This is a genomic window from Streptococcus alactolyticus (assembly GCF_012277075.1).
In the GTDB taxonomy this organism is placed as follows: Bacteria; Bacillota; Bacilli; order Lactobacillales; family Streptococcaceae; genus Streptococcus; species Streptococcus alactolyticus.
This window is the reverse complement of the sequence record NZ_JAAXMT010000005.1, coordinates 528343-541315: the sequence shown is the minus strand read 5'-3', so window position 1 is coordinate 541315 and position 12973 is coordinate 528343. Positions and strand designations below refer to the sequence as shown.

Sequence of the window (12973 nt, the reverse complement as noted above, 5' to 3'; positions counted from 1 at the left end):
GTCCTCTTTTTTGTAAAGAATGTGTAACAGTTTTATCATTTTTAAAAAATATAAGAAAAATCTTGAAATTTTCATGACAGTATTTTCAAATCATGTTATAATTTTATTAAATATAAAGCGATTACAAAATATTAGCGACAGAGCTAGAAATTTGCCTGTATGGGATCTTTAAAATTGGAAATAGCCTTAGAACAAGGCTGTTTTTTGTTTAGCTTTATGTTTAATAAAAAGAGGGAGGATGTTTGATGGACGTAAGTGAAGCACTGAGAACTTTTGAAACGGGTGAAAATTACCATGCTCAGCACTATTTTGGTTTTCATAAGGAAAACCGAGACGGCAAAGATGGCTATGTTTTTAGAGTATGGGCTCCAAATGCTCAGGCTGTTCATCTTATCGGCGATTTTACACAATGGAGAGATAATCCACTGGCAATGAAGCGAAATGTAGCGGGGGTTTGGGAGGTATTTACAGACCAGCCTAAGCCAAATCAATTGTATAAGTACTTGGTGAAACGCTCAACAGGACATGAGGTTGAAAAGATTGACCCATTTGCGTTTTACTTTGAACAAAGACCAGGTACCGCTGCAGTCATCACGGATTTTCCAGAGAAGAAATGGAAAGATTCACTTTGGTTGGGGCGACGAAAACGGTTTGGTTTTCAAAAACGCCCAGTCAATATTTATGAAGTGCATGCTGGGTCTTGGAAGAAACACGCCGATGGTCGCCCTTACCAATTCAAGGAATTAACGGAAGAATTGGTGCCTTATTTGGTGGAGATGAACTATACGCATGTTGAATTGATGCCTTTGATGGCTCACCCTTTTGATGCCAGCTGGGGCTATCAGCTGATGGGCTATTTTGCATTTGAGAGCAGTTACGGAACACCTGTGGATTTTCAAAATTTCGTAGAGGCTTGTCACCTCAATAATATCGGTGTTATTGTCGATTGGGTCCCTGGTCACTTTACCATAAATGATGATGCTTTGGCGTATTATGATGGCATGCCGACCTTTGAATATCAGGATTACGATCAAGCACATAATCGTGGCTGGGGAGCTTTAAATTTCGATCTTGGCAAAAATCAAGTTCAGTCCTTTTTGATTTCGAGTGCCAAGTTTTGGATTGATTATTACCACTTGGATGGGATCCGAGTTGATGCCGTCAGCAATATGATTCACCGTGACTACGATATTGGTCCTTGGACACCAAATAAAGATGGCGGCAACCGCAATTACGAGGGCTATCATTTTCTGCAAAAATTGAATACCGTCATTAAAGAAGCTTATCCTGACGTGATGATGATTGCCGAAGAAAGTACCAGCGGGACAAAAGTCACTGGCCCTGTGGAATGGGATTCGCTAGGGTTTGACTACAAGTGGAACATGGGATGGATGAACGACATCTTAAAATTCTATGAAGAAGATCCTGTTTATCGGAAATACGATTTTAATCTAGTGACTTTTAGTTTCATGTATGTTTTCTCGGAGAATTTCCTCCTAGCTTTGTCGCATGATGAAGTCGTGCATGGTAAAAAAAGTATGATGCACAAAATGTGGGGAGATCGCTACAATCAATTTGCAGGATTGAGAAACCTCTATACCTATCAGATTTGCCACCCAGGTAAGAAACTCTTGTTTATGGGAAGCGAATTTGGTCAGTTTTTGGAGTGGAGATACAATGACCAATTGGAGTGGGGAAATTTAGAAGACGACCTCAACCGTAAAATGCTTGGTTTCACCAGTCGTTTAAATCAATTTTACAAGGATAACAATATGCTTTGGAAGATTGATGACAGCTATGATGGCATTGAAATCATTGATGCGGACAATAAAGATGAGACGGTCTTGTCCTTTATCCGCAAAAATGAAGAAGGGGATATGCTGGTCTGTATTTTCAATATGGTGCCAGTCGAGCGGAAAAACTTCACGATTGGGGTGCCAGTAGCGGGCGTTTATGAGGAAGTCTGGAATACCGAACTCGCTGAATTTGGCGGGGTTTGGCAAGAAAACAATCCACAAACACGCACTCAAGACGGGCTTTGGAAACATTATGAAAATACCTTGAGTTTCACCTTGCCAGCCTTGGGAGCAAGCATTTGGAAATTAAAACGGCGTATCATAAAAACTATTCCTAAGAAAGGAATATAAAATGAGAAATGAAATGTTAGCACTCATCCTCGCAGGAGGACAGGGGACACGTCTTGGAAAATTAACACAGAACATCGCCAAACCAGCGGTTCAGTTTGGTGGGCGTTATCGTATTATTGACTTTGCACTTTCAAACTGTGCTAACTCAGGCATTTCAAATGTTGGTATTATCACACAATACCAACCATTAGCCTTAAATAGCCACGTGGGAAATGGTTCAAACTGGGGGCTAGATGGCATCAATTCTGGTGCGACCATTTTACAACCTTATTCTGCTACGGAAGGGAATCGTTGGTTTGAAGGAACCAGCCATGCCATTTATCAAAATATGGATTATATTGATAGCATTGACCCTGAGTACGTTTTGATTTTGTCAGGGGACCATATTTACAAGATGGATTATGCGGATATGTTGCAAACCCATAAAGATAATATGGCTAGTTTGACGGTAGCTGTTATTGATGTGCCGTTGAAAGAAGCCAGCCGCTTTGGGATTATGAATACAGACACCAACGATAGAATTGTTGAATTTGAGGAAAAACCAGAACATCCAAAATCAACCAAGGCTTCAATGGGGATTTACATTTTTGATTGGAAACGCCTGCGTGAAGTCCTCATCAATGCTGAAAAAAATAACGTTGATATGTCTGACTTTGGTAAGAACGTGATTCCAGCTTACCTTGAAGCTGGGGACCGCGTTTACACTTACAATTTCAACGGCTACTGGAAGGACGTTGGAACGATTGAATCGCTTTGGGAAGCCAATATGGAATACATCGGGGAAGACAATGAGCTTCACAGCCGTGACCGCTCATGGAAGATTTATTCTAAAAACCTCATCGCTCCTCCTAATTTCATTACAGAAGAAGCTGATGTTAAAGATTCGCTCGTTGTCGATGGGTGCTTTATTTCGGGGAAAGTGGAGCATTCTATCCTATCAACCAATGTTCAGGTGAAAAAGGGAGCTCAGATTAAGGATTCCTTTATCATGAGCGGAGCAATTATTGGAGAAGGTGCCAAAATCACGCGTGCCATTATTGGGAAAAATGCCGTTATCGGTGATGATGTCGAAATTGATGGGACAAATGATGAAGTGCAAGTTGTGGGCTACGGTGAAGTAGTAGGAGGTCAAAGTGAAGCGTGATAAATATACTGCAGTTTTGGGAAATGCGGTGGTCTACCATGATATGTCAACCTTGACTGAAAAACGTCCTTTGGCAAATCTGCCATTTGATGACAAGTACCGTCTGATTGATTTTCAATTATCAAACCTAGCCAATGCAGGTATTCATAACATTTATGCTATCTTTAGAGGACACAATATTCACTCGGTTTTCGACCATGTGCGTAGCGGTCGTGAGTGGGGGCTAAATACGCTATTGAGCCATTATTTTCTTGGCTTTTACGAAGAACAACACAGCAGCGAGTTGGCCAATCGTGATTACTACGAACAGATTTTGACTTACTTAAAACGCTCAGGCAGTGAGCAAACGGTTTACATGAATTGTGACATCTTATGTAACATTGATTTGGCACAAGTCATTCACCTGCACGAAGTCAGCGACGGCAATATTACCGTTGTTTACAAAAAAATGCCTAAGGAAGCCATCTCTGATGCCAATGAAATCCTTGACATTGATGAAACCGACCATGTGATTAGACGCACGACTATTGATGACAATTTGGAATTGCAAAAAATGTCTGCTGATATTTATGTGGCTAAGACACCGTGGTTGATTAACCGCTTGGAAGAAGAAATGAAGCGAGAAGAGCCACGTCGTCTACGTTACTTCTTGCGTGAGTTGTTGCTCACTAGCAATGCTCTAGCCTTTGAATACACGGGCTATCTCTCAAATATCTTCTCTGTTAAATCTTACTACGATGCCAACATGGATATGCTCAATGCTCAAAAATTCTATTCATTGCTTTATACCAACCACAAGGTTTATACGCGCGTGAGAAATGAAGAGGCGAGCTATTTCTCAAACGAATCACAGGTAACCAACGCCCAATTTGCGTCTGGTAGCATTGTGAAGGGACGTGTTGAGCATTCTATTGTGTCGCGTAATTGCTACCTTTCTAAAGATTCGCAAGTCACAGGTAGCATTCTCTTTCCAAAAGTAACGGTCGGTGAAGGTGCTGTGGTTGAAAATGCCATTGTCGATAAGAATGTTATCGTGCACCCAGGCGTTGTCATTCGAGGCACTAAGGAAAACCCACTTGTTATTAAAAAAGGTTTAGAAATCACTGAGGATATTATAGAATGAAACTATTGTTTGTTGCGGCAGAAGGGGCACCCTTTGCCAAGGCAGGCGGATTAGGCGATGTCATTGGGGCATTGCCTAAATCCCTTGTCAAAAAAGGTCATGAGGTTGCTGTGGTTCTGCCATATTATGATATGATTGATGTTAAATTTGGCGATCAAGTCGAAGACGTCCTGTATTACTACACCAATGTGGGTTGGCGTCATCAATACGTGGGCGTTAAGCGTTTGGTAAAAGATCAAGTCACGTTTTACTTTTTAGATAATCAATACTATTTTTTCCGTGGTCATATCTATGGCGATGGGGATGACGGGGAGCGCTTTGCTTTCTTCCAATTAGCTGCGATTGAATTGATGGAAAAAGTGGCTTTTATCCCTGACCTTGTCCATGTACATGATTATCACACAGCTATGATTCCTTTCTTGTTGAAGGAAAAATACCACTGGATTCAAGCTTATCAAGGCATTCGTACGGTCTTGACCATTCATAACTTAGAGTTTCAAGGGCAATACGACCCAGGAATGCTTTGGGATTTGTTTGGAGTTGGCTTTGAACGTTATGCTGACGGGACTTTACGCTGGAATGAGTGCCTTAACTGGATGAAGAGTGGGATTTTATATGCTGACTGCGTCACAACCGTTTCGCCATCTTATGTCCAAGAAATTAAAACTCCAGAATTTGGCAAGGGCTTGGACCAAATTCTACGCATGGAAAGTGGTAAACTAACAGGTATCACCAACGGTATTGACACTGACCTCTACAATCCTGAAACAGACCAATTGATTCCTTATGCTTTTTCTGCGTCGGATTTGACTGGAAAAATGCAGGATAAAAAAGCGCTTCAAGAGCGCCTTGGCTTGCCTGTACGTGAAGACGTGCCTTTGATTGGGATGGTTTCCCGCTTAACAGACCAAAAAGGCTTTGGTTTAGTAGTCCATGAGCTGTGCCACCTACTTGAAAAAGATATCCAAGTGGTGCTTTTGGGAACAGGTTATGACGGATTTGAAGCAAGCTTTTCTTGGTTTGCCCATGCTTTCCCAGACAAAATGTCTGCCAATATTACCTTTGACCTCGCCCTTGCCCAGCAGATTTATGCGGCTTGTGACCTCTTTTTGATGCCAAGTGCCTTTGAGCCATGTGGCTTGTCACAAATGATGGCTATGCGTTACGGCACCCTGCCTATCGTTCACGAAGTCGGTGGTTTGCGTGATACCGTTCTGCCTTACAACCCTTACGACCAGACAGGAACAGGCTTTAGTTTCCAAGAATTTTCAGGCTACTGGCTGACCAAAACCGTTGAAAGGGCCTTGGACCTTTATCATCATGACAAAGAAGCTTGGGAAATGCTGCAGCAAAATGCCATGGCTTGTGATTTTTCATGGGACACTGCCAGCCAAGCTTACGAGGACTTATATCGTTCTCTTTTCCAATAAAATTAACCAAAAGGAGCTTCTAAAAAGGCTTCTTTTTTACAAACTCCATACACAAAACAGACTCCCATTTTACATGGATTTGAAAGTAAACAAAGGTTAAGAATAATATGAGAAAACGTTTCCCTAATCTGCGATTTCGTTGACAATTCAGCAAAATAGGACTAAAATAACGGAGTAAAAAAATTTATAAAGGAGATTCATATCATGTTGAATTTAGCTATTTTAGCACTTGGTTTTGGTGTTCTAGGTGTCAGTATCGGTGAAGGTATCCTAGTAGCCAATGTAGCCAAATCAGCTGCACGTCAACCAGAAATGTTTAGCAAATTACAAACACTTATGTTCTTAGGGATTGCCTTCATCGAAGGTACATTCTTCGTACTTCTTGCTTGTACATTCTTCGTAACGACTAGATAACAGTTGGTATATCTTTAAGGGGGGGTAGAATTGGAAACTTCTGTGAATCCAACAGCGCAACTCTTTGGGATTGATTTTGACTTAACCATTCTCTCAATGTCACTGTTGACAGTGCTCATTACATTTTTGATTATCTTTATTTCAAGCCGCAATATGCAATTGAAACCAAAAGGAAAACAAAATGTGTTAGAGTGGGTGTATGAGTTCGTACAAGGAATTATTAAACCCAATCTTGGTCGCTATACTAGCAACTACAGTCTCCTCTTCTTTAGTTTATTCTTTTTCTTAGTGATTGCCAACAACATAGGGCTAGTCGCAAAAATTGAAATTGGTGGCTACAACTTTTGGTCATCTCCAACCTCTAACGCAGCCTACAACTTTGGATTGTCTTTGATGATGGCTGTTGTTATCCACGTTGAAGGTGTGCGTAAAAATGGTTTTAAGGAGTATTTGAAAGAATACCTCTCACCAACGCCAGCAATGTTACCAATGAATATTCTGGAGCAGTTTACGAACATCATTTCGTTGACGCTTCGTCTTTATGGTAATATCTTTGCCGGTGAAATCATTTTAGGATTGTTGGTGCAATTTTCAGATACTAGTATCTTTGCATGGCCAATAGCATTCGCCTTGAATGTTGTTTGGACAGGATTTTCGATCATGATATCTTGTATTCAAGCCTATGTATTTGTCATTTTGTCATCTGTTTACGTTGGTGACAAAGTGAATCACAAAGAATAATAAGAAAGGAGAAAGTATTTATGTCAACGCTTATTAATAGCACAAGTCTTGGTAACATTATTATTGTAACTGGCTCTTTTCTTCTCTTGCTTGTTCTCGTTAAATTATTTGCTTGGAACCAAATTACAGGCATTTTTAAGGCTCGTGAAGAGAAAATCGCCAATGATATTGATGATGCCAAAGCAGCTCGTGAAGAGGCTGAAGATTTGGCCGCTAAGCGTCAAACAGAATTAGCTGGTGCACGTTTGGAAGCAACGCAAATCATTGATGATGCCAAAGAAACTGGTAAAAATCAAGAAGCTAAAATCGTTGCTCAAGCGCATGAAGAAGCTAAACGTTTGAAAGAAAAAGCTAATCAAGACATCGCACTCAGTAAGGTAGAAGCCCTATCAAGTGTTAAAGGTGATGTTGCTGATTTAACCGTAATGTTGGCAGAAAAAATCATGGCGACAACGCTTGATAAGGAAGCTCAAAGCGATCTCATTGATAGTTATCTTGATAAGCTAGGAGATGCCTAATGGATAAAAAAACAGTAGCGCTTGTTGAACAGTATGCCAAAAGTTTCGTTGAAGTAGCTATTGAAAAAGATCAATTAGCAGCGCTTCAAGAAGAAACAGACGCCGTATTATCTGTTTTTCAGCAAACACGTTTAGCTAAATTTTTATCAAGTATAGCTGTTTCGCGTGATGAAAAAGTAAAACTTGTTAGGTTGTTTCAAGAGTCTAGTTCAGTTTATATGAACAATTTTCTTGAGGTAATTTTACAAAACGAAAGAGAAGCGTTCTTAGAAGTGATTTTGAAGGAAGTCAAAGCGCAAATGGCTATCGCAAGCAATCAACATGATGCTGTGGTGACAACAGCTGTTGCTTTGACACCTAACCAAAAAGAACGTATCCTAGCGTTAATCTCCAAAAAATTTGGAATAACAGTAGGAAAATTGATTGAAAATATTGATGAGGCTATTCTTGGTGGCTTTATCATCAATGTGAACAACACAGTAATTGATACAAGCATTCAGCATCAATTACAAGAATTAAAAATGAATTTGAAATAGAAAGTGGTGTGACTTTTGGCAATTAATGCACAAGAAATTAGCGCTTTAATTAAAAAACAAATTGAAAACTTCCAGCCAAATTTTGACGTCACAGAAACTGGTGTGGTCACTTATATCGGTGATGGTATCGCACGTGCTCGTGGTCTTGATAACACGATGAGTGGGGAACTTCTTGAATTTTCAAATGGTGCCTTTGGTATGGCTCAAAACCTTGAAACCAATGATGTTGGTATCATCATTTTAGGAGATTTCTCTACAATCCGTGAAGGCGATGTGGTAAAACGCACAGGTAAAATCATGGAAGTGCCAGTAGGTGAAGCCCTTATTGGACGTGTTGTTAACCCACTTGGTCAACCTGTGGATGGTCTTGGTGACATTAAAACCACAGCCACTCGTCCTGTTGAAGCACCTGCTCCAGGTGTTATGCAACGTAAATCAGTTTCTGAACCTCTTCAAACAGGCTTGAAAGCTATTGACGCCTTGGTTCCAATTGGACGTGGTCAACGTGAATTGATTATCGGTGACCGCCAAACAGGTAAAACATCTGTTGCGATTGATGCGATTTTGAACCAAAAAGGACAAGATATGATTTGTATCTATGTCGCTATCGGTCAAAAAGAATCAACCGTTCGTACACAAGTTGAAACCCTTCGTAAATACGGTGCCCTAGATTATACAATCGTTGTGACAGCCTCAGCTTCACAACCATCACCATTGCTTTACATCGCACCTTATGCTGGTGTTGCAATGGCAGAAGAATTCATGTATAACGGCAAACACGTTTTGATTGTTTACGATGATTTGTCAAAACAAGCGGTTGCTTACCGTGAACTGTCCCTTCTTCTTCGTCGTCCACCAGGACGTGAAGCCTACCCAGGTGACGTTTTCTATCTACACAGCCGTTTGCTAGAACGTTCAGCGAAAGTTTCAGATGAACTTGGTGGTGGTTCTATCACAGCCCTTCCATTCATCGAAACACAAGCAGGGGACATCTCAGCTTACATCGCGACAAACGTGATTTCGATTACTGACGGACAAATTTTCTTGCAAGAAAATCTCTTCAACTCAGGTGTTCGTCCTGCGATTGATGCGGGTTCTTCAGTATCACGTGTTGGTGGTTCTGCGCAAATCAAAGCCATGAAGAAAGTAGCTGGTACTCTTCGTCTTGACTTGGCTTCTTACCGTGAATTGGAAGCCTTCACGCAATTTGGTTCTGATTTGGATGCTGCTACACAAGCGAAATTGAACCGTGGACGTCGTACCGTTGAAGTGCTTAAACAACCTGTTCACAAACCACTTCCAGTTGAAAAACAAGTTGTTATCTTGTATGCACTAACTCATGGTTTCTTAGATGATGTGCCAGTTAGCGATATCTTAGATTTCGAGCAAGCTTTGTATGATTACTTTGACGCTCATTACGAATCTATTTTTGAAACCATCCGTACAACGAAAGATTTACCAGAAGAATCAGTTTTAGACGCTGCTATTCAAGCTTTTAAAGAACAATCTGAATTCAAATAAGAGGGGGTAAGCATATGGCAGGCTCTCTTAGTGAAATTAAAGGGAAAATCGTTTCAACTCAGAAAACAAGTCATATTACTGGTGCCATGAAAATGGTATCAGCAGCCAAATTGACCAAATCTGAGCAGGCTGCAAAAGATTTCCAAATCTATGCTTCAAAAATTCGCCAAATCACTACGGATCTTTTAAAATCTGAATTGACAAGTGGTTCTAGCAATCCAATGTTGGTGTCACGTCCAGTGAAAAAAACAGGTTATATCGTGATTACCTCAGACAAAGGTTTGGTTGGCGGATACAATTCAAAAATCTTGAAAGCCATGATGGATTTGATTGCAGAGTACCATGCGGACAATGATAACTATGCCATCATCGCTATTGGTGGTATCGGTGCTGATTTCTTTAAAGCCCGTGGCATGAATGTTGTCTTTGAATTGCGAGGCCTTGAAGACCAACCGTCATTTGAACAAGTTGGTAACATCATTTCGCAGTCTGTTGAAATGTATAAAAACGAGTTATTTGATGAGTTGTACGTTTGTTATAACCATCATGTGAATAGCTTAACCAGTCAGGTTCGTGTTCAACAAATGCTTCCTATCGCAGAATTGGATGCCAATGAAGCAGCAGAAGAAGGCACATCTGGTTTTGAATTGGAACCAGACCGTGAAATGATTTTGGAACAATTGTTGCCGCAATACACGGAAAGCCTTATTTACGGGGCAATTGTAGATGCGAAAACTGCTGAACATGCCGCTGGTATGACAGCCATGCAAACGGCTACTGATAACGCCAAAAGTATTATTAACGATTTGACGATTCAGTACAACCGTGCGCGTCAAGCAGCTATTACACAAGAAATTACAGAAATTGTAGCGGGTGCTAATGCACTAGAATAAAAGAGAAATCTGTTTTCTAGCAAAACCGTATTTCTAAAAAATCTAAAAGGAGAAAAACATGAGCTCAGGCAAAATTGCTCAGGTTGTTGGTCCAGTCGTTGACGTCGCGTTCGATGCTGGTGACAAATTACCTGAGATTAATAATGCATTGATTGTTTATAAAGATGGCGATAAATCGAAAAAAATCGTTCTCGAAGTTGCTCTTGAACTCGGTGACGGTATTATTCGTACAATTGCTATGGAATCAACCGATGGGCTTACACGTGGATTAGAAGTTTTTGATACAGGTCGTGCTATTAGCGTGCCTGTTGGGACAGAAACACTAGGTCGCGTCTTTAATGTTCTTGGGGACACTATTGACCTTGAAGAACCATTTGCTGAAGACGCTCCTCGTGAACCTATCCACAAAAAAGCACCAGCTTTTGATGAATTATCAACATCATCTGAAATCCTTGAAACAGGAATCAAAGTTATCGACCTTTTAGCGCCATACCTTAAAGGTGGTAAAGTCGGTCTTTTCGGTGGTGCCGGTGTTGGTAAAACAGTTCTTATCCAAGAATTGATTCATAACATTGCCCAAGAACACGGTGGTATTTCAGTATTTACCGGTGTTGGGGAACGTACACGTGAAGGGAATGACCTTTACTGGGAAATGAAAGAATCTGGCGTTATTGAAAAAACAGCCATGGTCTTTGGTCAAATGAATGAACCACCTGGAGCACGTATGCGTGTAGCCCTTACTGGTTTGACTATCGCTGAATACTTCCGTGATGTTGAAGGCCAAGACGTGCTTCTTTTCATTGACAATATCTTCCGTTTCACCCAAGCCGGTTCAGAAGTATCTGCCCTTCTTGGACGTATGCCATCAGCCGTTGGTTACCAACCAACCTTGGCTACTGAAATGGGTCAATTGCAAGAACGTATCACATCTACGAAAAAAGGTTCTGTAACCTCTATTCAAGCCATCTACGTGCCAGCCGATGACTACACTGACCCAGCGCCAGCAACAGCATTCGCTCACTTGGATTCAACAACCAACCTTGAACGTAAGTTGACTCAAATGGGGATTTACCCAGCCGTTGACCCACTTGCTTCAAGTTCACGTGCGCTTGCACCAGAAATTGTTGGTCAAGAGCACTACGATGTTGCGACAGAAGTGCAACGTGTTCTTCAACGTTACCGTGAATTGCAAGACATCATTGCCATTCTTGGTATGGACGAATTGTCTGATGAAGAAAAAACATTGGTTGGACGTGCACGTCGTATTCAATTCTTCTTGTCACAAAACTTTAACGTTGCGGAACAATTTACAGGTATGCCTGGTTCATACGTTCCCGTAGCTGAAACAGTTCGTGGATTCAAGGAAATTTTGGAAGGTAAATACGATGATCTTCCAGAAGATGCTTTCCGTAACGTGGGTCCAATCGAGGATGTTGTTGAAAAAGCGAAAAAAATGAACTACTAATGAGGTGATGCCATGACATATATGACTGTTCAGGTGATAACACCCGATGGAATTCGCTATGATCACCATGCTAATTATATTTCAATCAAAACACCTGACGGTGAGATGGGGATTTTGCCAGACCATATCAACCTCATTGCCCCTTTGACAGTCCATGAAATGAAAATCCGTCGTACGGATGATGAAAATCACGTGGACTGGATTGCCATCAACGGTGGTGTTATCGAAGTCAAAGATAATCATGTCACTATTGTCGCTGATTCTGCTGAACGTGAACGCGATATTGACGTTAGCCGTGCCGAACGTGCTAAAATTCGTGCTGAACGTAGCTTGGAAAAAGCACAAAGTAACCATGATATCGATGAGGTGCGTCGTGCCCAAGTTGCTCTTCGTCGGGCATTGAACCGCATTAGCGTGGGAAATAATAAAAAGTAAGAGAAATCTTTACTTTAACCGGCTCTTTGTCAACTGTAGTGGGGTGATGAAAAGCTAACATCGAGAGAGAACCAATTGGTTTTCTCTTTTTTCTACGGTCTGCTAGTGTTAAATGTTTACCTTTTGGTGTATAATAGTCTTGCATCTCAGAGTCCTTCTAATTGTTGTTGTGGTGATTACAATTATATCTCTCTGAGATGTTTTTTGATACACTCAAGTGCTCAAGTGGCTAATTTCATTTTAGAACTTTCAAATATCTTGCTTTTTTAAAATCGCTGTTAGATAAACTGATTTTATGGTATAATGGAAATAATTAAAATTCGATTTTATTAATGGGATCGTTCGGAGCTGAAGTTCTGCTGTGGACGAATAGCGCGATTACGAAATCTTGTGAGAAAAAATGGTCCACGAGTTTTAGAGCTGTGTTGTTTCGAATGGTTCCAAAACATATAATTATGAGACTAACGAATTTCGGAAGTTTTAGAGCTGTGTTGTTAATTGAACGAGCGTATAAAAGCGCTTGTTTTTTTGTTTAGGAAAAATATAAAAGCACAATTGAAAACGATATCATAAACTTGTTTTTTATGTTACAATTAGGGTGGTTTA

General features: G+C 40.7%; 12 protein-coding genes. All 12 read left to right on the top strand.

What is annotated here, in order from left to right:
• Window positions 1-245 precede the first annotated feature (245 nt).
• Window positions 246-2147: a 1,4-alpha-glucan branching protein GlgB gene (gene glgB / locus HFK82_RS04545; RefSeq protein ID WP_168260959.1), complete on the top strand. Its 1902-nt coding sequence runs from the start codon at window positions 246-248 to the stop codon at window positions 2145-2147.
• Window position 2148: 1 nt separating this feature from the next.
• The gene (locus HFK82_RS04540) at window positions 2149-3291 is read left to right on the top strand and encodes a glucose-1-phosphate adenylyltransferase (RefSeq protein ID WP_168260958.1); all 1143 of its coding nucleotides are present in this window, start codon (window positions 2149-2151) and stop codon (window positions 3289-3291) included.
• Entirely contained in the window at window positions 3281-4414 is a 1134-nt protein-coding gene (gene glgD / locus HFK82_RS04535; protein ID WP_168260957.1) for a glucose-1-phosphate adenylyltransferase subunit GlgD, read from the top strand. The genes HFK82_RS04540 and glgD overlap by 11 nt, the downstream gene beginning before the upstream one ends.
• Window positions 4411-5844 (top strand): glycogen synthase GlgA, encoded by a 1434-nt coding sequence (gene glgA / locus HFK82_RS04530; protein ID WP_168260956.1) that lies wholly within the window; start codon window positions 4411-4413, stop codon window positions 5842-5844. The genes glgD and glgA overlap by 4 nt, the downstream gene beginning before the upstream one ends.
• Before the next feature lie 204 nt (window positions 5845-6048).
• Complete coding sequence (locus tag HFK82_RS04525; protein ID WP_154454365.1) at window positions 6049-6258, top strand: F0F1 ATP synthase subunit C; 210 nt, start codon at window positions 6049-6051, stop codon at window positions 6256-6258.
• A 30-nt stretch (window positions 6259-6288) separates the two neighbouring features.
• The gene (atpB, locus tag HFK82_RS04520; RefSeq protein ID WP_154454364.1) at window positions 6289-6999 is read left to right on the top strand and encodes a F0F1 ATP synthase subunit A; all 711 of its coding nucleotides are present in this window, start codon (window positions 6289-6291) and stop codon (window positions 6997-6999) included.
• A 20-nt stretch (window positions 7000-7019) separates the two neighbouring features.
• Window positions 7020-7517: a F0F1 ATP synthase subunit B gene (gene atpF, locus HFK82_RS04515; RefSeq protein ID WP_168260955.1), complete on the top strand. Its 498-nt coding sequence runs from the start codon at window positions 7020-7022 to the stop codon at window positions 7515-7517.
• A complete protein-coding gene (locus HFK82_RS04510) occupies window positions 7517-8053 on the top strand; it encodes a F0F1 ATP synthase subunit delta (RefSeq protein WP_168260954.1) in 537 nt (178 codons plus the stop codon). The genes atpF and HFK82_RS04510 overlap by 1 nt, the downstream gene beginning before the upstream one ends.
• Window positions 8054-8068: 15 nt before the next feature.
• Window positions 8069-9574, top strand: coding sequence for a F0F1 ATP synthase subunit alpha (atpA, locus tag HFK82_RS04505; protein WP_168260953.1), 1506 nt, complete (start codon window positions 8069-8071; stop codon window positions 9572-9574).
• Window positions 9575-9588: 14 nt separating this feature from the next.
• Window positions 9589-10467, top strand: a complete 879-nt coding sequence (locus HFK82_RS04500) for a F0F1 ATP synthase subunit gamma (RefSeq protein ID WP_168260952.1) — start codon at window positions 9589-9591, stop codon at window positions 10465-10467.
• Between the two features lie 58 nt (window positions 10468-10525).
• A complete protein-coding gene (atpD, locus tag HFK82_RS04495; protein WP_154454359.1) occupies window positions 10526-11932 on the top strand; it encodes a F0F1 ATP synthase subunit beta in 1407 nt (468 codons plus the stop codon).
• A gap of 12 nt (window positions 11933-11944) precedes the next feature.
• Window positions 11945-12367 (top strand): F0F1 ATP synthase subunit epsilon, encoded by a 423-nt coding sequence (locus tag HFK82_RS04490; RefSeq protein WP_168260951.1) that lies wholly within the window; start codon window positions 11945-11947, stop codon window positions 12365-12367.
• The last annotated feature ends 606 nt before the right edge of the window (window positions 12368-12973 follow it).

Bases quoted from the DNA above. Each gene is read 5' to 3' on its own strand.
- glgA (WP_168260956.1), top strand. From the start codon at position 4,411: ATGAAACTATTGTTTGTTGCGGCAGAAGGGGCACCCTTTGCCAAGGCA.
- atpF (WP_168260955.1), top strand. From the start codon at position 7,020: ATGTCAACGCTTATTAATAGCACAAGTCTTGGTAACATTATTATTGTA.
- HFK82_RS04510 (WP_168260954.1), top strand. From the start codon at position 7,517: ATGGATAAAAAAACAGTAGCGCTTGTTGAACAGTATGCCAAAAGTTTC.
- HFK82_RS04540 (WP_168260958.1), top strand. From the start codon at position 2,149: ATGAGAAATGAAATGTTAGCACTCATCCTCGCAGGAGGACAGGGGACA.
- atpD (WP_154454359.1), top strand. From the start codon at position 10,526: ATGAGCTCAGGCAAAATTGCTCAGGTTGTTGGTCCAGTCGTTGACGTC.
- HFK82_RS04490 (WP_168260951.1), top strand. From the start codon at position 11,945: ATGACATATATGACTGTTCAGGTGATAACACCCGATGGAATTCGCTAT.
- HFK82_RS04525 (WP_154454365.1), top strand. From the start codon at position 6,049: ATGTTGAATTTAGCTATTTTAGCACTTGGTTTTGGTGTTCTAGGTGTC.
- glgB (WP_168260959.1), top strand. From the start codon at position 246: ATGGACGTAAGTGAAGCACTGAGAACTTTTGAAACGGGTGAAAATTAC.
- HFK82_RS04500 (WP_168260952.1), top strand. From the start codon at position 9,589: ATGGCAGGCTCTCTTAGTGAAATTAAAGGGAAAATCGTTTCAACTCAG.